The sequence below is a fragment of the Streptomyces cadmiisoli genome, assembly GCF_003261055.1.
In the GTDB taxonomy this organism is placed as follows: domain Bacteria; phylum Actinomycetota; class Actinomycetes; order Streptomycetales; family Streptomycetaceae; genus Streptomyces; species Streptomyces cadmiisoli.
The window spans coordinates 4101330-4121805 of sequence record NZ_CP030073.1 but is presented as its reverse complement, the minus strand read 5'-3'; the positions used below and the strand labels follow the sequence as shown (position 1 = coordinate 4121805).

The 20476-nt window shown below is 72.7% G+C and carries 20 protein-coding genes and 1 pseudogene; 16 read left to right on the top strand and 5 right to left on the bottom strand.

Annotated elements, in window-relative coordinates; all coding sequences use genetic code 11:
* Positions 1–12: 12 nt before the first annotated feature.
* A complete protein-coding gene (locus DN051_RS17635; RefSeq protein WP_053760475.1) occupies positions 13–462 on the bottom strand; it encodes a nucleoside deaminase in 450 nt (149 codons plus the stop codon).
* A 145-nt stretch (positions 463–607) separates the two neighbouring features.
* Here DN051_RS17635 and DN051_RS17630 point away from each other — a divergent pair, with 145 nt between their 5' ends.
* The 3 genes from DN051_RS17630 to DN051_RS17620 all read left to right on the top strand — a co-directional run bounded on the left by DN051_RS17630 (position 608) and on the right by DN051_RS17620 (position 4308).
* Complete coding sequence (locus tag DN051_RS17630) at positions 608–1375, top strand: CDP-alcohol phosphatidyltransferase family protein (RefSeq protein ID WP_053760476.1); 768 nt, start codon at positions 608–610, stop codon at positions 1373–1375.
* Positions 1376–1699: 324 nt separating this feature from the next.
* Positions 1700–3550, top strand: coding sequence for a sensor histidine kinase (locus DN051_RS17625; protein ID WP_112439046.1), 1851 nt, complete (start codon positions 1700–1702; stop codon positions 3548–3550).
* Between the two features lie 47 nt (positions 3551–3597).
* Entirely contained in the window at positions 3598–4308 is a 711-nt protein-coding gene (locus tag DN051_RS17620; RefSeq protein WP_246041057.1) for a response regulator transcription factor, read from the top strand.
* A gap of 11 nt (positions 4309–4319) precedes the next feature.
* Here the strand turns inward: DN051_RS17620 and DN051_RS17615 are convergent, their stop codons facing one another.
* Positions 4320–4703 (bottom strand): response regulator, encoded by a 384-nt coding sequence (locus DN051_RS17615; RefSeq protein WP_053760478.1) that lies wholly within the window; start codon positions 4701–4703, stop codon positions 4320–4322.
* Positions 4704–4920: 217 nt separating this feature from the next.
* Here DN051_RS17615 and DN051_RS17610 point away from each other — a divergent pair, with 217 nt between their 5' ends.
* The gene (locus DN051_RS17610) at positions 4921–6135 is read left to right on the top strand and encodes a PASTA domain-containing protein (protein WP_112439045.1); all 1215 of its coding nucleotides are present in this window, start codon (positions 4921–4923) and stop codon (positions 6133–6135) included.
* A gap of 93 nt (positions 6136–6228) precedes the next feature.
* Here the strand turns inward: DN051_RS17610 and DN051_RS17605 are convergent, their stop codons facing one another.
* Positions 6229–6648, bottom strand: a complete 420-nt coding sequence (locus tag DN051_RS17605) for a PLD nuclease N-terminal domain-containing protein (protein ID WP_112439044.1) — start codon at positions 6646–6648, stop codon at positions 6229–6231.
* 88 nt (positions 6649–6736) lie between these two features.
* On the opposite strand from DN051_RS17605, the gene DN051_RS17600 reads away from it, so the two are divergent.
* The 9 genes and pseudogenes from DN051_RS17600 (at position 6737) to DN051_RS17560 (ending at position 13640) form a co-directional block, all read left to right on the top strand.
* Entirely contained in the window at positions 6737–8188 is a 1452-nt protein-coding gene (locus tag DN051_RS17600; RefSeq protein ID WP_053760481.1) for a menaquinone biosynthesis decarboxylase, read from the top strand.
* Positions 8185–9087 (top strand): menaquinone biosynthesis prenyltransferase MqnP, encoded by a 903-nt coding sequence (mqnP, locus tag DN051_RS17595; RefSeq protein WP_053760482.1) that lies wholly within the window; start codon positions 8185–8187, stop codon positions 9085–9087. Before DN051_RS17600 ends, mqnP begins: the two co-directional genes overlap by 4 nt.
* 100 nt (positions 9088–9187) lie before the next feature.
* Positions 9188–9865 carry a UbiX family flavin prenyltransferase gene (locus DN051_RS17590; RefSeq protein WP_053760483.1) on the top strand — a complete coding sequence of 226 codons (678 nt, stop codon included), beginning with the start codon at positions 9188–9190 and terminating at the stop codon, positions 9863–9865.
* A 62-nt stretch (positions 9866–9927) separates the two neighbouring features.
* Complete coding sequence (locus tag DN051_RS17585; protein ID WP_053760484.1) at positions 9928–10383, top strand: Lrp/AsnC family transcriptional regulator; 456 nt, start codon at positions 9928–9930, stop codon at positions 10381–10383.
* Positions 10384–10466: 83 nt separating this feature from the next.
* Positions 10467–11630, top strand: coding sequence for an aminofutalosine synthase MqnE (gene mqnE, locus DN051_RS17580; RefSeq protein ID WP_053760485.1), 1164 nt, complete (start codon positions 10467–10469; stop codon positions 11628–11630).
* Positions 11631–11632: 2 nt separating this feature from the next.
* Positions 11633–12157 carry a GNAT family N-acetyltransferase gene (locus DN051_RS17575; protein WP_053760486.1) on the top strand — a complete coding sequence of 175 codons (525 nt, stop codon included), beginning with the start codon at positions 11633–11635 and terminating at the stop codon, positions 12155–12157.
* Between the two features lie 89 nt (positions 12158–12246).
* Positions 12247–12546 carry a DUF4229 domain-containing protein gene (locus tag DN051_RS17570; protein ID WP_053760487.1) on the top strand — a complete coding sequence of 100 codons (300 nt, stop codon included), beginning with the start codon at positions 12247–12249 and terminating at the stop codon, positions 12544–12546.
* A gap of 91 nt (positions 12547–12637) precedes the next feature.
* A pseudogene (locus DN051_RS17565) lies at positions 12638–12949 on the top strand (cation:dicarboxylate symporter family transporter); the annotation flags it as partial.
* 46 nt (positions 12950–12995) lie between these two features.
* Entirely contained in the window at positions 12996–13640 is a 645-nt protein-coding gene (locus tag DN051_RS17560) for a TetR/AcrR family transcriptional regulator (protein WP_053760489.1), read from the top strand.
* Here the strand turns inward: DN051_RS17560 and DN051_RS17555 are convergent.
* Positions 13623–14480 (bottom strand): MaoC/PaaZ C-terminal domain-containing protein, encoded by an 858-nt coding sequence (locus tag DN051_RS17555; protein WP_112439043.1) that lies wholly within the window; start codon positions 14478–14480, stop codon positions 13623–13625. The two genes, DN051_RS17560 and DN051_RS17555, sit on opposite strands and share 18 nt — an antisense overlap.
* A gap of 259 nt (positions 14481–14739) precedes the next feature.
* Between DN051_RS17555 and DN051_RS17550 the strand changes: the two genes are divergently transcribed.
* Positions 14740–16710: an AMP-dependent synthetase/ligase gene (locus DN051_RS17550; protein WP_112439042.1), complete on the top strand. Its 1971-nt coding sequence runs from the start codon at positions 14740–14742 to the stop codon at positions 16708–16710.
* A gap of 689 nt (positions 16711–17399) precedes the next feature.
* Here the strand turns inward: DN051_RS17550 and DN051_RS17540 are convergent.
* A complete protein-coding gene (locus tag DN051_RS17540) occupies positions 17400–17603 on the bottom strand; it encodes a cold-shock protein (RefSeq protein ID WP_003992177.1) in 204 nt (67 codons plus the stop codon).
* 288 nt (positions 17604–17891) lie between these two features.
* Between DN051_RS17540 and DN051_RS17535 the strand changes: the two genes are divergently transcribed.
* Together DN051_RS17535 and DN051_RS17530 are read left to right on the top strand one after the other, a co-directional pair.
* Positions 17892–18740 (top strand): menaquinone biosynthetic enzyme MqnA/MqnD family protein, encoded by an 849-nt coding sequence (locus DN051_RS17535; protein WP_053760491.1) that lies wholly within the window; start codon positions 17892–17894, stop codon positions 18738–18740.
* Positions 18741–18800: 60 nt separating this feature from the next.
* On the top strand, positions 18801–20459 hold the full coding sequence (locus DN051_RS17530; RefSeq protein ID WP_112439041.1) for a serine/threonine-protein kinase: 1659 nt from the start codon (positions 18801–18803) through the stop codon (positions 20457–20459).
* Positions 20460–20476 lie beyond the last annotated feature (17 nt).

The following is a 20476-nucleotide window of genomic DNA, read 5'->3' as shown; positions in this document are numbered from 1 at the left end:
GATGGGGCGGGCTCACTCGCCGATGTCCTCGTGCCACAGGGCCGGGTTGTCCTCGATGAAGTCGCGCATCATCGCGACGCACTCGGGATCGTCGACGAGCACGATCTCCACGCCGTGTTCCGCCAGCCAGTCGTGCCCGCCCCGGAACGTGACCGCCTCGCCGATCACCACCCGGGAGATGCCGAACTGCCGGACCAGGCCCGAGCAGTACCAGCACGGCGAGAGCGTGGTGACCATCGTCGTGCCGCGGTAGGAGCGCTGCCGTCCCGCGGCACGGAACGCGGCCGTCTCCGCGTGCGTCGAGGGGTCGCCGTCCTGGACACGGCGGTTGCGGCCGCGGCCGAGAACGGTGCCGTGCGCGTCGTACAGCGCGGCGCCGATCGGGATGCCGCCCTCGGCGAGCCCGGCGCGGGCCTCCGCGACGGCGGTGCCGAGCCAACGCCGTGCCTGTGTGTGATCCATGCCGTCACTCTTCCCACGCCGAAGGCCCCGGGCAACGCGGACCGGCCCGCGGGGGTGCCCGGGTCCATCCCCCGTTCAGGCCTCTGTAACCTGGCCCGATCATCGCCGCGTGCGCGGCAGTTGGGCCCGGGTGGGAGGAAAGCTCATGGTTGCTGCTCCGGTACTGGAGGAGCTGCGGGAGGTGTGTCAGCCGCAGGCGAAGCTGGCCAGCCGGAACGGCGAGCACTGGGCCGGCCGCCTGTACATGCGGAAGGTCTCCCTGCGGCTGACCCGGCAGCTGGTGCGCACCCCCGTCACTCCGGACCAGCTGACCTGGACCATGGTGGCGTGCGGGGTCGCCGCCGGCGCGGCGCTGATGATCCCGGGTCTGACCGGCGCCGTCCTGGCGGTCGTGCTGATGCAGCTGTTCCTCCTCTTCGACTGCGTGGACGGCGAGGTCGCCCGCTGGAAGGGCCAGAACAGCGCGACCGGGATCTACGTCGACCGGCTCGGCGCCTACCTGGCCGACGCGGCGCTGCTGGCGGGCGCCGGGTTCCGGGCCGCCGAGTCGGGATTCGGCGGCTGGCTGTCGGTCGGCATCGCGACCGCCCTCGGTGTCGTCCTGCTGAAGGCGTCGACGGACCTGGTGGACGTGGCGCGGGCGCGGCGCGGGCTCGCGGTCGCCGACGACGAGGCGGCCCGGCCCCGTTCCCAAGGGGTGGCCACGGTGCGGCGGCTGGCCGCCGCCTTCAAGATCCACCGTGTGACGAACGGCATCGAGGCGTCGCTGGTGCTGCTCGCGGCCGCCGTCGCGGACGCCGTCACCGGCGGCATCGAACCGACGCGCTGGGCGCTGGCCGCCCTCGCCGTGATCACCTGGGTGATGGTCCCGGCCCACCTGCTGTCGATCCTGTCGTCGTCCCGGCTGCGCTAGCGGCGGGAGGACGAGCCCCGGGGCCGGCCGGTCCTCGCGGGCCGCTCCGTCGTCACCGCCGCCCCCGCCCCTGCCTTCGGCCGGCCGATCGACCTGGGCCCGCAGGGGGCGCGAGCGGCGGCCGGTTCGTGGCCGGGGGGACGCCCGAGTCGGCTGCGCGGGCAGGGATTTCTCCCGCGGGGGAGTTTCTCCGGTACCACGCACGGGAGTCGGGCGTTCGCGTACCGTGAGTCCGCGGGCGCGCGGCGGCGCACGGCGGGACCGGGCGTCACCGCCGGTGAACGCACCGCGCCCGTGGACGGCCGTCATGGGGGGAGGCGGTGCATGGGGAGTACCCCCGGGCGTACGGCCCGCACCTTCACCTCCACCCTGATCGCCCGGAGCCGCGGCCGTACGCGGGCCCGGCCCCCGCTGCCGGCCACCGAGACCGCCGCCCCGCCGCGCCCGTCCCCCCGGTTCACCGCCGTCGCACTGGCCCTGGCAGGCGCGGCGTTCGGCGGGTACGTCCTGGCCCTCACGGCGCCCGACCGGCACGCCGACTCGACCTCGACGCTGTTCTCCGGCGCGGTCGGCGGCCTCTACCTGGGGGCGGGCCTGCTGGCGCGGCTGCGCCGACCCGGCAACGCGGTCGGGCTGCTCATGCTGGGCGTCGGCATCGGCTGGTTCGCCGAGGACCTCCAGATCTCCACCGACCCGCTGGTGCACACCGTCGGACTGTTCCTGCGCTCCGCCTCCAGCGGATTCCTCGTCCCGCTGCTGCTGGTGTTCCCCTACGGCCGGCTGCGCTCCCGCGCCGACGACGGCCCCGTCGAGGCCCTCGCCGACCGGGTGCTGCTCGTCGCGGGCTGCGCGGTGGCGTTCGTCCTCCAGCCGGTCAGCGTGTTCTTCCACCACTCCGTGACACCCAACCTGCTCCTGGCGCACCCGGTGCTGTGGCTGAGGCAACTCACCGACGCGGTGCAGCTCGCCGTCAGCGTGGCCGTGGTCGCGGTGCTGCTCTGGCGCTGGGCGGACGCGTCGCGGCCCTACCGCCGGGAACTGGCCCCGCTGCTCACCGTCGGCCTGGCCGGCGGTCTCGCCTCCGGGCTCGACGCGGCGCTCGGCGCGCAGCGCACGTGGTCGCACACCCCGCTGCTGACCGTCACGCACGTGTGCGTCCTGCTGCTGCCGCTCGCCTTCCTCGCCGGGGTGTGGCGGATCCGCCTCGGCCGGACCGCCGTCGCGGAACTGCTGCGCCGGCTGCCGCTGGCCTCCCGCGACGAACTGCGCGACGAACTGGCCAGGACCCTCGACGACACCTCGCTCCAACTGGGCTTCCCCGCCCCCGAGGGCGAGGGCTACGTGGACACCGAGGGCCGGCCCGTGACCGCCCGGCCGGGACAGTGGACGAGCGTCCTGGAGCGCGGCGGGCGGCGGGTCGGCATCCTCGTCCACGATCCGGCACTGCGCGAGGACCGCTACGTGCTGGAGGCGGTCGTCTCCGCCGCGGCCCTGGAACTCGACAACCAGGCCCTGGTCGCCGAACTGCGCGCGTCCCGCCGCCGTGTCATCGAGGCCGGGGACGAGCAGCGGCGCGAGGTGGAACGGGCCCTGCACGACGGCGCCCAGCAGAAGTTCATCAACCTGGGCCTCCAACTCCGGCTCGCGCGGCGGCGCCTCGACGGCCGGTCGACCGCGGGACCGGATCCCGCCGCGCTGCTGGACGACGCGCTCGCCACGCTGGAGCGGGGCCACGCCGAACTGCGCGTGGCGGCCCGGGGGATCCACCCGGTGGTCCTCAGCGAGGCGGGGCTGGTGCAGGCGCTGCGGTCGCTGACCGCCGATCTGCCGCTGCCGGTCGACCTGCGCGCCGACGGGCTGCCCGAGCTGCCCGAGCCGGTCGAACTCACGGCGTACTACGTCGTGAAGGAGGCGATCAGCAATGTGCTCAAGCACGCCGACGCCCGCACGATCCGCGTCGGCCTGCACCACGAGGCCGCGCTGCTGCGGCTGACCGTCACCGACGACGGCGTCGGCGGCGCGGACCCGGCCGGCGGCGGCACGGGCCTGCTCGGACTGCGCCACCGGGTCTCGGCGTACGACGGCGAACTGACCGTGCGCAGCGCTCCCGGTCAGGGCACGGTCGTCTCGGTGACGCTGCCCACGGCGGCGCGGAACGGCGACGGGGAACGGTGACGCCGCTCGTGGCGGCGCGGAACGGCGAAGAGCGAGGGGGAGCCGGTATGACGGCGGACGTGGATTCCGGCGGGGCCGGGCGGCGGGCCCTGCGTATCGTGCTGGCCGACGACGACCCGGTGTACCTGCTGGGACTGGCGGCCATCCTGGAGGACGAGGGCCACGAGGTGACCGCGCGGGCCTCGGAGGCGCGAGGGCTGCGGGCGGCGGTCGCCGGCACCCGGCCCGACCTCGCCGTGGTCGACATCAGAATGCCGCCCACGCACACCCTCGAAGGGCTCCGGGCCGCCGTGGACATCCGCCGCGCCCATCCCGAGGTGGGCATCCTGCTGCTGTCCAAGGACGTCGAACTGACCCATCTGCGGCAGTTGCTGGAGGCCGGGCAGGGGGCCGACACGGGCGGGGTCGGCTACCAGCTCAAGTGGCGGGTGACCGGACCGGACTTCGTCACCGGCGTCGTGCAGCAGGTCGGGGCCGGCCGGTACGCCATCGACGGGGAGATCCAGCGCGCCCTCTACCGCACCCCCCGCCGCCGCGAACGCCTCGCCAACCTGACGGCCCAGCAGCTGAGGGTGCTCGAACTGATGGCGCGGGGGCTGTCCAACTCGGCCGTCGCGGCGGAGCTGTCGATCAGCAAGAGAACGGTGGAGGACCACGTCAACGTCGTCTTCGACCGGCTGGAACTGGGCCCGGAGGCCAGGGGGATGTACGACCGCCGGGTGCGGGCGGTGCTGACGTACCTCGCCTCCGACGACTGAACCCGCGCCCGTCACGGACCGGGGCTCTCCCGCGCGACCAGCAGGGCCAGCGCCGCCGACGACAACCGCTCCTTGGCGAGGAACCCCCGCGCCGGGGACCGGGCGATCCGCTCCCCGTACAACTCGGCCTCGCGCGCCGAGCAGAGCACCACCGCCGTCGCCGGGGCCAGCGCGTGCAGTGCCCGGCAGACGGCGAACCCGTCCTCGAAGCCGTCGTCCGGGGACAGGCCGACGTCCAGCAGCACGGCGTCCGGCCGCCGCCGCGCCACGGCGGCGACCGCCTCCGCCCCCGAGCCCGCCTCCGCCGCCGTGAACTCGCCGTCGGCCTCCAGCAACGCGCGGGCGGCGGCCCTGAATCCCGGGTCGTCGTCGACGATCAGCACGGTGCGGGGCATGCGCCCATGCTCACCGGCGGCGGCCGGCCCCGTCATCCGTGCGGGCACGGGTCTTCGCCCCCCGGGATCCCGTGCCGGCCCCGATGTGCCGGCCCGTACGACGCCCCCACACTGGCCGGACCGCGCTCGCAACACGGCGACCGCGCCACGGCGAACGGCGCCGGCGGCGGTGTCCGCGCAGGCCCGGACGCATCCGGAAGGAGCCGGAAGGAAGATCATGAAACGCATTCGGGGGAGGGGGCGCGCTCTGGTCGCGCTCACCGTCGTCCTGGCCGTCTTCGGCTTGCTGACGACAGGGTGCATCGGCATGGGCGGCAAGGTCGCCGTACGGGCCGTCGCTCGGGGCGTGCCGACCGCGGCGCCCTTCTTCAAGCAGGCGATGGCCCTCGGCGCGGACATCGCCGTCGGCAAGGCGCTGGCCGACTTCAGCGGGGAGAGGGACGGCGGCGACCCGGGTCTGTACGGGGGGACCCGGGACGCCGGCCGCTGCGACAAGGCCAAGCTCGTGGAGTTCCTGGAGAAGCCGGAGAACCGGGGCAAGGCCCAGGAGTGGGCCAAGACGCAGGGTCTCGACGGCGTGGGCGAGATCGAGGGCTTCGTGAAGCGGCTGACGCCCGTCGTGCTGCGCGCGGACACCCTGGTCAGGAACCACGACTTCGTCAAGGGCCGGGCCAAGGCGTTCGACGCGCTGCTGGAGGCGGGCATCGCGGTGCTGGTCGACCAGTTCGGGAAACCGGCCGTGCAGTGCACCTGCGGCAACCCGCTGAAGTCCTTCGACCACGGCATCGGCGACGCCGACGTGAAGTTCGACGACCGGAACAAGGAGTGGTCGTCGTACGACTCGAAGAAGGTGACCAAGGTCAAGCCGGCGCCGAAGGAGGAGCCGGTCGAGGTCTACGAGCTCGTCGACGTCGAGGAGCCGGACTCCGGCCTGGCCCGCGAGACCGGTTCGGACGGTACGGACGACGAGGTGCTGCCCGAAGCGCCGGGCGGGCCGTCCGAAGGGCCGTCCGGCGAGCCGTCGGAGGAGACCGGTCCGCCGGTCGAGGTGCCCGAGGTACGGGGTCTGTCCCTGGAGGAGGCACAAGTCCGACTGGAGGCCGCGGGGTTCGAGGTCGCCACCGCGGAGGAGGCCTCCGACACGGCCCTGCCCGGCACGGTCCTCGGGCAGAGCCCCGAACCGGCGACGCAGGCCGCGAGCGCCTCACTGGTGACGGTCACCGTGGCCGTGCCCGGCGGCTCGCAGACCGGGGCGCCGCCCGTGTCCGGCGAGCCGACCGACGGGGTCGGAACGGGCGAGGGCACGGTGGGCGGCCAGGACGGCGGCACCGGCGAGGTGGGCGAGGCCGGCGAGGTCGGCGGCGGGTCCGGCTCGGACGGCGGAGGGTCGGGCTCGGGCGGCCTGTTCGGCGGCGCGGCCGAGGGGCAGTAGAGCGAGGCGCAGCACAACGAGGTCAGCAGACCGAGGGGCGCCGGTGTCGCAGTCGTCGGCACCGGTGCCCCGGTGCTCCGGCGACGCCGAGGCTCAGGCCTCCTCGTCGCGCTCCTTCTTCTCTTCCCGCTCGTCCTTCTTCCGGGCCTCGTCCTCACCGGACGTGCCCGACTCCCCGGACCCGTCGGCGTCCCCGGTCTCCCGTCCCCGGTCGCCCTGCGGGGACCCGGGCTCCTCGGAGAGGGACTTCAGGAACTCGGGGTTGTCGTCCGGCGCCACCCACCGCTGCCGTCCGCCGCCCAGGCCGCCGCCCCAGCCCGCACCCCCCGCCGGGTGCCGCTTCTTGCCGGCGATGAGCCAGGAGATGGACCCGACGAGCGGGAACAGCAGCACGAGAATCGCCCACAGCGGCTTGGGAATGTGACGGATGTCCTTCTCGTCCGTGCTGATGCAGTCGATGAACGCGTACACGCTCAGGGCCAGCGGCACCACGAACATCAGGATCCGGAGCATCAGCACTCCCTCTTGCCGGACAAAGGTCGAAGGCCGCACGCGGCCCCCGTGACGGGGCCAGGGTAGCCGCTCGGGGATACTGGACCGCATGGCATACGACGATCTTCGCTCCCTGCTGAGGGCACTGGAGCGCGAGGGAGACCTGAAGCGCGTCAAGGTGGAGGTCGACCCGTATCTGGAGGTCGGGGAGATCGTCGACCGGGTCCAGAAGTCGGGTGGACCCGCGTTGCTGTTCGAGAACGTGAAGGGCTCGTCGATGCCCCTCGCCATGAACGTCTTCGGGACCGACCGCAGGCTGCTGAAGGCCCTGGGCCTGAAGTCGTACGGCGAGATCAGCGACCGGATCGGCGGTCTGCTCAAGCCCGAACTGCCGCACGGTTTCGTCGGGGTGCGCGAGGCCTTCGGCAAGCTCGGCGCGATGGCGCACGTACCGCCGAAGAAGGTCAAGGACGCGCCGGTGCAGGAGGTGGTCCTGCACGGCGACGACGTCGACCTGGACGCCCTGCCGGCCCTGTTCACCTGGCCCGGTGACGGCGGTTCCTTCTTCAATCTGGGGCTCACCCACACCAAGCACCCGGAGACCGGGGTCCGCAACCTCGGTCTGTACCGCCTCCAGCGCCACGACAAGCGCACCATCGGCATGCACTGGCAGATCCACAAGGACAGCCGCAACCACTACCAGGTCGCGGCCCGGCGCGGTGAGCGGCTGCCCGTCGCGATCGCCTTCGGCTGCCCGCCCGCCGTGACGTACGCCTCCACCGCCCCGCTCCCCGGCGACATCGACGAGTACCTGTTCGCCGGGTTCATCGCCGGCAAGCGGATCGAGATGGTCGACTGCAAGACCGTGCCGCTCCAGGTGCCGGCGCAGGCGGAGGTCGTCATCGAGGGCTGGCTGGAGCCCGGCGAGATGCTCCCCGAGGGCCCCTTCGGCGACCACACCGGTTTCTACACCCCCCAGGAGCCGTTCCCGGCCCTGAAGATCGACTGTGTGACGATGCGGAAGCGCCCGCTGCTCCAGTCGATCGTCGTCGGCCGGCCCCCGACGGAGGACGGCCCCCTCGGCCGGGCGACCGAGCGCTTCTTCCTGCCGCTGCTGAAGATCATCGTGCCGGACATCGTGGACTACCACCTGCCCGAGGCCGGCGGCTTCCACAACTGCGCGATCCTCTCCATCGACAAGCGCTACCCCAAGCACGCCCAGAAGGTGATGCACGCCGTCTGGGGCGCGCACATGATGTCGCTGACCAAGCTGATCGTGGTGGTCGACGCCGACTGCGACGTCCATGATCTGCACGAGGTCGCCTGGCGGGCCCTCGGCAACACGGACTACGCCCGTGACCTCACCGTCGTCGAAGGCCCCGTGGACCATCTCGACCACGCCTCCTACCAGCAGTTCTGGGGCGGCAAGGCGGGTATCGACGCGACGCGGAAGTGGCCCGAGGAGGGGTACACGCGCGACGGCGGCTGGCCCGAGATGGTGGAGTCCGACCCCGAGACGGCGGCGACGGTCGACCGGCGCTGGAAGGAGTACGGCCTGTGAGCTCGGCTTCCGCCGCGATCCCCCAGCCGGGGCGCACCAAGGCGTTCCTGCGGCTGGTGATGATCGAGCACTCCGTCTTCGCGCTGCCCTTCGCGTACATCGCGGCGCTGACGGCGATGTTCCAGGTGGACCGGAACATCCACTGGGGCCGGCTGCTGCTGGTCACGGTGTGCATGGTGGGCCTGCGCACCTTCGCGATGGCCGTCAACCGGATCATCGACCGCGAGATCGACGCCCGGAACCCGCGCACCGCCCACCGCGAGCTGGTCACCGGCGCGATGACGGTGCGGCACGCCTGGACCGGCGCGCTGATCGCCCTGGTGGTCTTCCTCGGCTCGGCGGCCCTGCTCAACCCGCTGTGCCTGGCCCTCGCCCCCGTCGCGGTGATCCCGATGGTGGTCTACCCCTACGGCAAGCGGTTCACGAACTTCCCGCAGGCCATCCTGGGCCTCGCCCAGGCGATGGGTCCGGTCGGCGGCTGGCTGGCGGTCACCGGGACATGGTCCTGGGACGCGGTGATCCTCGGCCTCGCGGTGGGCATCTGGATCGGCGGCTTCGACCTGATCTACGCCTGCCAGGACGTCGAGACCGACCGCGAGATCGGCGTCATGTCGGTGCCGGCCCGGTTCGGCGTCCCGGCGGCGATCTGGGGGGCGCGGGTCTGCCACACCGTCACCACGGCCCTGTTCGTCTGGTACGCGCTGGCCACGGACGCGGGCGCGTTCTTCTGGCTGGGCCTGCTGGTCGTCGCGGGCGCGTTCGTCTACGAGCACAGCATCGTCCGCCCCCACGACCTGTCCCGGGTGAACCGCGCCTTCTTCAGCGTCAACGGCTTCATCGGCATCGCCCTGTTCGGGTGCGCGCTGCTCGATCTCCTGGTCCGCGGCCTGACCGTCTGACCACGTCGCGGCCCGCCGGCCGGGGCCCGAAGCCCGGACGGCGACGGCCGCGGTGCGGACCCGGCCGGAGCATGGCCTCCTCCGCCGGTACGCTCAAGATGTGAACGCAGGGGAATCGCAGCGCACGCCTTGGATCGTGGGGGTCTCCGGAGCATCCGGTACGCCGTATGCGGCCGCGGTGCTGCGCGCGCTGCTCCAGGCGGGGGAGAGCGTCGACCTGGTGGTCAGCAGGGCCTCGCGGCTGACGCTGCTCGACGAGACCGGGCTGCCCTTCCGGGACGCGCACTGGCAGGACGACCTGCGCGAATGGCTGGCCCGCGGCGCGGACGGCAAGCCCGGGACGTTCGAGGTGGACATCTCGGGAGTGCGGCACTGGAGCGCCGGGGACCTGGCGGCGGGGCCGTCCTCCGGGTCGTATCCGGCCAAGGGCATGCTGATCGTGCCCGCCTCGACCGCGTCCGTCGCCGGTGTCGCGCTCGGCCTGTCGAAGGATCTGCTGCAACGCGCGGCGAGCGTCACCCTGAAGGAAGGGCGCGCGCTGGTCGTCGCCGTGCGGGAGGCGCCGCTGAACGGGCAGACCCTGCGGCATCTGGTCACCCTGGACGACGCGGGAGCGATCGTCGTGCCCGCCTCCCCCGGCTTCTACGCGGGCGCCACGCACATCCAGGACCTCGTCGACTTCGTCGCCGGGCGCGTCCTCGACGCGGCGGGTGTCCCCCACACGCTCTACCGACGCTGGAAGGGCGAACTGGGCGGCGGTTCACGCACCACCACCTGAGCAGCGCACCACCTCATCCTTCAGCACCTCGTCAGACTCTTCAGCGGAAGGCTTCGATCGTTATGGACGCCGTGGACAGGCAGCTCATCCAGGCCCTCAGGGAGAACGGCCGGGCCTCCTACGCGGAGCTGGGGCGCCTCGTCGGCCTGTCGGGCCCGAGCGTCACCGACCGCATCAACCGGCTGGAGGCCGCCGGGGTCATCACCGGTTACCGCGCCACCGTGGACTCGGCCTCGCTCGGTCTGGGTGTCACCGCCCTGATCGGCATCTCCCTGTCCGACGCCGTCGACCACGAGGACGTGGCGCGGCGGCTGAAGGACCTGCCCGAGATCGAGGACTGCTGGTTCATCGCGGGTGACGACTCCTACATGCTCAAGGTGCGCGCGGCGGACGTCGACGGCCTGGAGAAGATCATCCGGCGGCTGAGCGGCACCAAGGGCGTCTCCCGGACCCGTACCACCATCGTGCTGTCCACGAAGTGGGAGAACCGGGTCGGCGAGCTGCCGGAAGAGGTCTAGGCGCAGCGCGGCGCACGGGGGCCGGCCGCCGTCCGGACGGCGGCGGGTACGGTTGGGCAAGCTGTCGTAGAAAGGCGAAACGCATGGACGTCGGGCTCAAGCGCGAGCTGGAGGAGAAGGTCCGTTCCGGTGAGCGGCTGACCCGTGAGGACGGCCTCGCGTTGTACGCGTCGAACGACCTCGCCTGGCTCGGCGGACTCGCCCACGAGGTGCGCACCCGCAAGAACGGCGACGTCGTCCACTTCAACGTCAACCGTCACCTCAACATGACGAACGTGTGCACCGCGTCGTGCGCCTACTGCTCGTTCCAGCGCAAGCCGGGCGAGAAGGACGCGTACACGATGCGCATCGAGGAGGCGGTCAAGCTCGCCAAGGCGATGGAGGGCGAGAGCCTCACCGAGCTGCACATCGTCAACGGGCTGCACCCCAACCTGCCGTGGCGCTACTACCCGCGTTCGCTGCGGGAGCTGAAGGCCGCCCTGCCGAACGTCTCCCTGAAGGCCTTCACCGCCACCGAGATCCACCACTTCGAGACCATCTCCGGGCTGTCCGCCTCGGAGATCCTCGACGAGCTGATCGACGCGGGCCTGGAGTCCCTGACCGGCGGCGGCGCGGAGATCTTCGACTGGGAGGTCCGGCAGCACATCGTGGACCACCGGACGCACTGGGAGGACTGGTCGCGCATCCACCGGCTGGCCCACCAGAAGGGGCTCAAGACGCCCTGCACCATGCTGTACGGCCACATCGAGGAGCCCCGCCACCGCGTCGACCACGTCCTGCGGCTGCGTGAACTCCAGGACGAGACCGGCGGCTTCCAGGTCTTCATCCCGCTGCGCTACCAGCACGACTTCGTCGACGTGAAGGACGGCAAGGTCCGCAACCGGCTCCAGGCCCGCACCGCCATGGCGACGCCCGCGGAGGCCCTGAAGACGTTCGCGGTCTCCCGGCTGCTGTTCGACAACGTCCCGCACGTCAAGGTCTTCTGGGTGATGCACGGTGTCCAGACGGCCCAGCTCGCGCTCCAGCACGGCGCCGACGACATGGACGGCTCGGTCGTCGAGTACAAGATCACGCACGACGCCGACAACTACGGCACGCCGAACAAGCTGACCCGCGACGACCTGCTGGACCTGATCCGCGACGCGGGCTTCCGCCCGGTGGAGCGCAACACGCGCTACGAGATCATCCGCGAGTACGAGGGCGCCGACCCGGACCGCCGGGAGTCCCCGCAGCCGATGCGGGTGTGAGCGTGCCGCTCGCTTTCACGCTCGACCCCGCGGTCGACGCGTCCCTGCGCGACGGCATCCTCGATCTGTGGACCGACGTGTCCAACGCGGGCGGAGCCGTCGGCTTCGTGCCGCCGGTGACACGGGAGACGATCCGGCCGGAGCTGGTGAGGGCGCTCGCCGCCCTCGCCGAGGGCCGCAACCGGCTGCTGGTCGGCCGCGACGAGGACGGGCGGGTGGCCGCGAGCGCGTTCCTCGGCTTCAACACCCACCGGCTGATGACGCACTGGCTGTGGCTGTACACGGTGATGGTGCATCCCCGCGACCAGGGCAAGGGGTACGGCCGCGACCTGCTGGCCGCCGCCGCGGACGCGGCCCGCGCCTTCGACGGGATAGAGGCGATACGGCTCACCTGCCGCGGCGGGCTCGGCCTGGAGCGGTTCTACGGCTCCTGCGGCTACAAGGAGGTCGGCCGGGTGCCCGGGGCGATCCGGGTGGCGCCGGGCGACGAACGGGACGACATCACGATGCTGCTGCCGCTGACCTGACCCGGCACCCCCCTCCGGTGCCGGAAGTCCGGCGTGCTTCACTGGAGGACGCTTTTTGGCATCGTTCGGGAACGGAAGAGTGGATTGAGATGCTCCGTTACACGCTGATGCGCCTCGGGATCTTCGCGGGCTGCTTCGTGGTCGTCTGGGGCCTCGTCTACGCCGGTGCCGTACCGCGCGGCCTCGGCGCGTCCAACGGTGTCTGGGTGCTGCTGCTGGCGCTGGTGCTGTCCGCGCCGATCAGCTTCGTCGTGCTGCGCAAGGAGCGCGACCGGGCGTCCATCCAGATCGTGCAGAAGGTCGACCGGGTGAAGGCCGACCTGGAGGCCAACCGCAGCCAGGAGGACGCCGCCGACGACACCGCCCGCGCGCAGGGGCAGACGTCGTAGGGTCCGTCACCTCGTGCACGGCGCCCCGGTTTCCGGACCCCCGGAAACCGGGGCGCTTCGCGTTCTTGGGGTCGTAATGTCCCCACGGCTCCTGGGCGTCGGCGACTACCTGCCGATCGCGTTCGTCTCGGTGGTCGGCTCCGCCGCCACGGCCGGCTCACCGGCGCCACCGCCGTGCTGACGCTCACCCACTCCATCCTCGGCCCGCCCATGGAGGGCGTCGGTCTGCCGCCGGCCGTGGACCCGGTCCTGGACATGATCAGGACCGCGACGAACGTCGCCGGGCAGGCGCCGGTGCCCGTGCTGGTTCCCGCCCGCGAGGGCCTGCTCGAACCGCGACGCGTGCGACCGGGCCGGCGGTTCACCGGTGGACGAGCCGCGGCAGGTGGCCGTCGCCGTCTGACCGGCAGGCTGCTGACCTGGGCGGCGCGGACCGTACGCTGATCCTCATGGGTGCCGTGAAGACCAAGAGGATGCCGCGTGCGGTCCGTGAGCAGCAGATGCTGGACGCGGCCGTGCGGACTTTCGGGCAGCGGGGGTACACGGCCGCGTCGATGGACGACATCGCCGAACTCGCCGGTGTCTCCAAGCCGTTGGTGTACCTCTACCTCAACTCCAAGGACGATCTGTTCGCGACCTGCGTCCGGCGCGAGGCCACGGCGCTCGTCGCCGCGGTGCGGGCCGGCGTGCGCACCGGACCGCCGGCCGACCGCCAACTCTGGGACGGTCTGCTGGCGTTCTTCACGCACACCGCCGAACACCCCGACGGCTGGTCCGTGCTGCACCTGCACGCCCGCACCCACGGCGAGGTCTTCGCCGCCGAGGTCACCGCGATGCGCGCGGAGATCGTGGCCTTCGTGACGCATCTGATCGGCGACGCGGCCCGCGCCGCCCACCATGACCCCGACCTCCCCGACCACGACGTCGCGGGACTGGCCGAGGCGCTGGTCGGTGCCGCCGAGTCGCTCGCCACCTGGGCCAACGCCACCCCCGGGGTGACGGCCCGGCAGGCGGCGGCGACCCTGATGAACTTCGCGTGGGCGGGCCTGGGCGACCTCATGGCGGGCCGGGCCTGGTCACCGCCGCCCGTCTGACCCGAGCGGCGCGACCTCGCCGGTCACGAACCGGCGCTCACCGCGGCGGAGTTCGAACCGCCCGCCGTCCGCCGCGTACTGCACCGTCCCCGGCAGCAGCACCGGCGCCCGGAACGCCGCCCGCATCCGCACCGCCTCGGGCGCCGGGTGCTCGGCGAGGCAGCGGGCGACCGTCCACATGCCGTGCGCGACGGCCCGCCGGAAGCCGAACGGGCGGGCGGTGAGCGGATGCAGGTGGATCGGGTTGCGGTCGCCGGAGACGGCGCCGTACCGCCGTCCGGTGTCGGCGCCGAGCCGCCACTCGGCGAGGACGGGCAGCGGATCGGGCGCGGCCCGTTCGGCGGGCGGGGCGTCGGTGCGGTGCCGGGACAGATAGGTGCTCCGCGATTCCCACACGAGCTGCCCGCCGGCCCGTACCTCGGTCACGAGGGTCGCCTCCGTTCCGCGCCGGTGAGCGGCGACCGCCCCGACGTGCACGGCGAGTTCGTACTCCGCCGCGGCCGGGAGGACCGTGCGGCGGGTGATCTCGACGGAGGTGTGGACCAGGCCGAGCAGCGGCAGCGGGAAGCGGCGGTCGCTCATCAGGCGGACGGCGAGCGGGAAGCCGAGGACGTGCGGATAGGTCAGGGGCAGGGCGCCGTCCCCGGGCGGGAAGCCGCAGACCCGCTCGTAGGCGGCCAGCCGGTCCGGGTCGGCGCGGACGCCGGACCGGACGAGCCGGGTGCCGGGGCAACCGGCGTCCGGGCGGGGGCGCTTGAAGGGGGAGAGCGCGGCGCCCAGGGCGAGGTGCAGGACCTGGCCGGACGCGGCGGCGGTGGGGCTCGGTCGGCGGTCGGCCATGGCCAGTCCCTCTCCTCGTTGTTTACTCCGAAGTAAAGTTACCGCAGGTAATGCTGTCTCCGTCCGTACCCGAGCTGCACAGCCCCGTCCCCGGACCGTCCCCGAACCCGCACCATCTCCCCACGTCGGCCCCGTAGGATCTCCGCCCACCGGCGACGACACGGCGAGCCGCCCGCCGCCGCTGAACGCCTCGGTACGCGCCGTGCGTACTTCATGCAGCGAGCACGCCGACGTGCCGCCGCAGGCCCCAGGAGCTGCCATGCCCATCTCGTACTCGTCCGCGCCGGTACCGCCGGGGTCGCCCGGACCGTCCACGGACGCGTCGCTCGAGTACGACCCCGACGGCGGCCCGGTGCTCGTCGAGCCCGAGATACGCCGGCTGGACGGTGAGGTGCGGGAGGTGGCCGTACCGCCGCTGCTGCCCCCGGTGTCGCACGGTTCGCTGGCCGACCTGCCGTTCGAGAACGCCGCCGCGGCGCCCGCGCATCCCGTGCTCAGCCGCCGGGACGCGGACGGGCACTGGTCGCAGGTGACCGCCGCGGAGTTCGCCGCGCAGGTGCTGGCCGTGGCGAAGGGGATGATCGCCGAGGGTCTGGTGCCGGGCGACCGGATCGCGATCATGGCCCGCACGTCGTACGAGTGGACCCTGCTCGACTTCGCCGCCTGGGCGGCCGGACTGGTGACCGTGCCGGTGTACCCGACCTCCTCCGTCTTCCAGGCCCGCTGGATCCTCCAGGACTCCGGCGCGGTGGCCCTGGTCACGGAGACCGTCGGCCAGGCCGCCGCACTCGGCCCCGAACGGGAGCACCTCACCGACCTGCGGCACGTATGGGTCATCGAGAAGGGCCACGCGGACGCCCTGGCGGAAGCCGGCCGGTCCGTGCCGGACACCGAGGTGGACGTGCGCCGCGGGGTGCTCGGCCCCGACACCCTGGCCACCCTCGTCTACACCTCGGGCACCACCGGCCGGCCCAAGGGCTGCGCGCTCACCCACGGCAACTTCCTGACCGAGGTCGACAACGCGATCGAACTCCTCTACCCCGTCTTCAAGGCGCGGACCGACGAGGAGCCCGCCACGCTCCTGTTCCTCCCGCTCTCGCACGTCTTCGGCCGCATGGTGTCCGTGGCCTGCGTCCGCGCCCGGGTCAGGCTGGGCCACGCGCCCAGCCTGAAGGCCGAGGACCTGCTGGCCGACCTCGCGGCCTTCCGGCCGACCTTCCTCGTCGCCATCCCGTACATGCTGGAGAAGGTCTTCAACAACGCGCGCGCCAGGGCCGAACGGGGCGGCAAGGCCGGCGCCTTCGACCGGGCGGCGAAGGTGGCACGCCGCTACGGCGACGCCGTCCAGGCCCGCACGGACGGCACCGGGCACGGTCCCCCCACCTCCCTCAGAGCCGCCCGCGCCCTGTACGACCCGCTGGTCTACCGCCGCATCCGCAGCGCGCTGGGCGGCCGGGTCCGTTACGTCGTCTGCGGCGGCTCCCCGCTCGGCCGCGACCTGGCCGCGTTCTACGCGGGCGCGGGCATCGACGTCTACGAGGGGTACGGCCTGACCGAGACGACCGGCGCCGCGACCCTGACCCCGCCGCTCAAGCCCCGGATCGGCACGGTGGGCTGGCCGATGCCCGGTACCCGCGTCCGCATCGCCGCGGACGGCGAGGTGCTGCTGGCCGGCGGACAGGTCCTGCGCGGCTACTGGGACCCGTACGCCGGCGGGGTCGTCCCGGCCACCCCGGACGGCTGGCTGCCGACCGGCGACATCGGCCGGCTGGACGACGACGGCTACCTCACCATCACCGGCCGCAAGAAGGAGATCCTGATCACCGCGGGCGGAAAGAACGTGGCGCCGGCCCCGCTGGAGAACTGGCTGCGCTCGCATCCCCTGATCTCCCAGTGCATGGTCCTCGGCGACCGCCGCCCCTACATCACCGCGCTGATCACCCTGGACGTCGACGGCATCACCCACTGGCGCCAGATGAACGGCAAGCACCCCGTGCCGCCCGAGCTCCTCGTCGACGACGCGGATCTGCTCGCCGTCCTCCGGCGGGCCGTCGACGAGGCCAACAAGCTCGTCTCCCGCCCCGAGTCCATCCGCCGGTTCGCCGTCCTGCCCACGGACTTCACGGAGTCGGCCGGGCATCTCACCCCGTCGATGAAGCTGCGCCGGGAGGCGATCCTGCGGGACTTCGCCGGGGAGGTGGAGGCGCTCTACGCCGACGCCCGGGGGTGAGCCGGACCGCGGCACGGCGCGGAGCCCGCGAAGAGCCGGTTGCCCGGGGGTGCGGGGCGCCGGGCAGCGTGTGCGGCATGTGCGGCATCGGGTTGGGCAGCGGGATCGCAGTGATCGACCGCGGGCGCGTCCGGCCGGCGGACTTTCGGGCCGGGGATCGCGCCTGAGACTCACGATCACGCTTCGAAAGGAACGGCCGCCTCAGCGACTCAGCTCCGGGCGGTGCCGCTTCGCGCCGGGCGGGACTGACGGCGTTGTTTCGAACGCGCGTTCCCCGCGATGGAGGCATCGGCGCCCTCGTCGCGGCGAACGGTCGTTCGAGTGAGGGTCGGCGTGCCGCGTGACATCCACGCCGTTCCGCCGGAGCCCGGTGCGGATCGCGCATCCGATCCGCACATTCCGGGAACCGTGGAACACATCGTGGTCAGTGCGGGGCGAGTGAAAGCGGGACCGCGCGACGCGCAGGTCGAACTGGGACCCGGGGACTGGATGTCCTATCGCGTAGATGTCCCGCATACGTACGAGGCGCAGGAATTCGGGACAAAGTTCGTGCTGCTCGTGCGGCATGTCCGAAGAAAGCGGACGGAGGAATTCCCGAGGAATTCGCAGCGCGGAAAAGGCAGGAGCCCCGTCGCCGAATGGCGCGGGGCTCCTTGGGTACTGCACTCGATCCGGATCAGAGGATCAGATCACACCGGGGTGACGTTCTCCGCCTGCGGGCCCTTCGGACCCTGGGTGACGTCGAAGGACACCTGCTGGTTCTCCTCGAGGGAGCGGAAGCCGCTCGCGTTGATCGCGGAGTAGTGGACGAAGACGTCGGGGCCGCCGCCTTCCTGGGCGATGAAACCAAAGCCCTTTTCGGCGTTGAACCACTTCACGGTTCCGGTAGCCATAAGCCCTCCTTGGGCTCAAAGGGTTGCCCTGCTCCAGAACCAGCAAGTGTGAAGATCGAGATTCTGCACAACTGCACCCGTCTGAGAACGACGAGAGCCCGCGGTCACATGCTCCGCAGGCTCTGTACTGCAAGGGAAACCAAACTGCAACTTGCGGGCGAGCCTAGCACGCAGCCTGCCGAAAGCAATAGAGGTCAAGATCACGTCACCCGAACGTTTGACAGGGATACCGCCGGATGACCGAGGGGCCCCGGCCGGTCCCCCTCCTCCAGGGTCTAGCCTCCCGATGTGGACATTTCTCGCACCCGGCCGCGCGTCGGCCACATCCAGTTCCTGAACTGCCTCCCCCTCTACTGGGGGCTCGCGCGGACGGGCACGCTCCTCGACTTCGAGCTGACGAAGGACACCCCGGAGAAGCTCAGCGAGCAGCTGGTGCGGGGCGACCTCGACATCGGGCCGATCACGCTCGTCGAGTTCCTCAAGCACGCGGACGAGCTGGTGGCCTTCCCGGACATCGCGGTCGGCTGCGACGGGCCCGTGATGTCCTGCGTGATCGTCTCGCAGGTCCCGCTGGAGGAGCTGGACGGCGCCCGGGTCGCCCTCGGCTCCACCTCACGCACCTCCGTACGGCTGGCGCAGCTGCTGCTCGCGGAGCGTTTCGGCGTACGGCCGGACTACTACACCTGCCCGCCCGACCTCAGCCTGATGATGCAGGAGGCGGAGGCGGCCGTACTGATCGGGGACGCGGCGCTGCGGGCCAACCTGCACGACGGGCCGCGCTTCGGGCTGACCGTGCACGACCTCGGCACGCTGTGGAAGGAGTGGACGGGGCTGCCGTTCGTCTTCGCGGTGTGGGCGGCCCGCCGGGACTATCTGGAACGCGAGCCGGCCATCACCCGCCAGGTGCACGAGGCCTTCCTCGCCTCCCGCAACCTCTCCCTGGAGGAGGTCGGCAAGGTCGCCGAACAGGCGGCCCGCTGGGAGGCCTTCGACGAGCGGATCCTGGAGCGGTACTTCACCACGCTCGACTTCCGCTTCGGGCACCCCCAGCTCGCCGCCGTCGCCGAGTTCGCGCGCCGGGTCGGGCCGGAGGCCGGCTTCCCCGGGGACGTGAAGGTGGATCTCCTCCAGCCGTGACGGGCGCGGGGCCTATACGCTGCGGGCAAGTGGAGGCGTAGGGGGGGACAGGGGGGCGCCATGCAGCCGCTCGGGGCCGACGAGCCCGCGACCATCGGGCCGTACCGGCTGCTCGGCCGGCTCGGCTCCGGCGGGATGGGCCGGGTGTACCTCGGCCGCAGTGCCGGGGGCCGCACCGTCGCGGTGAAAGCCGTGCACCCGCACTTCGCGCTCGACGAGGAGTTCCGCGCCCGGTTCCGCCGCGAGGTGGAGGCCGCGCGGCGGGTGGGCGGCGCCTGGACCGCGCCCGTGCTGGACGCCGACCCGGACGCGGCCGTGCCGTGGGTCGCGACCGCCTACGTCGCCGGACCCTCGCTCGCCGCGGCGGTCGCGGACGGCGGCCCGCTGCCCGCGCATTCCGTACGAGCGCTCGGCGCGGGCCTCGCCGAGGCACTTGCCGCGGTGTACGAACTGGGGCTGGTGCACCGGGACGTGAAACCGTCCAACGTGCTGCTGACCCTGGACGGACCCCTGCTGATCGACTTCGGCATCGCCCGCGCCACGGCCGGCACGGCCTCGCTGACCTCCACCGGCGTCTCGGTCGGCTCCCCCGGATACATGGCACCCGAGCAGATCCTCGGGTCAGGGGTGGCGGGGAGCGCCGACGTCTTCTCCCTCGGCGCGGTCCTCGCCTACGCCGCGACCGGCGAGCCGCCCTTCCCCGGGGACTCCTCGGCCGCACTCCTCTACAAGGTCGTCCACGAGGAGCCGCGCCTGGGCACCCTGGAGGGCGGGCTGCGGGAGATCGTCGCGGCGTGCCTGACGAAGGACCCGGCCGGGCGCCCGGCCCCGCAGGAGGTGGCCCGGCGGCTCGCGCCCGAGGGGGCGGCGCGGCTGGTCGCCGGCGGCTGGCTGCCGGGGGCACTGGTGGAACAGGTCAGCCGGAGCGCCGTACGGCTGCTGAATCTGGAGGCCGCCGGGGACGCCCCGTCGGGGCCCGTGGGGTTCAGCAGTCCCGCGGTCAGTCCGCACGCGGCCGCCGGGGAGTTCGGGCCGCCGCCGACCATGCCGCCGGGCGCGTCCGGGGCGCCCGCGGCCCCACCGCAAGACGCGCCCCCCGCACCGGCCGACCGCCCCGGCAAGGTGTCCGTGACGGTCGCCGCGTCCGCGGCTCCGGAGTCCGACGGGCGGGGGCGGCGACTGAGCTGCACGGTCGCGCTGGCGGTCGCCGGGGCGCTCGCGGCGGTGACCGTCGGGTCGGTGTTCGTGTTCGACCTGCTGCCCGGCGAGGGCAAGGACGCCGCCGGCGACACCACACCCTCGTCCCGCTACACGTCGCCGGGCGAGGCGTCCCCGTCGAGCGCCGCCTCCGCCGTCCCCCGGCGCTACCTCGGCACCTGGGAGGGCCAGGGCACCGCCCTCGACGGCAACCTGCCCCTCGGCACGTTCCGCATCACCGTCCGGGACGCACAGGTCGGCCGGGAACTGGGCCGGCTGCGCCAGACCGACCAGATCGGCGGTGTCTGCGTCGACGTACTGACCCTGAAGCAGGTCACGGACGAACAGCTCGTCGCGACCTCCGTCGGCGCCGAGGACAACCACGGCGGGTGCAATCCGGCGGAGACCACGGTGCGCCTCGTGCCGGTCGGGGACGACCTGCGCTACGAGTCGGACAGCGAGGAGTCGGGGAAGCCGCAGGCCCGGATGTCCAAGGTCGAGCAGCCGGCGCCGGACGGGTGAGCGGGGCGCCCGCAGGC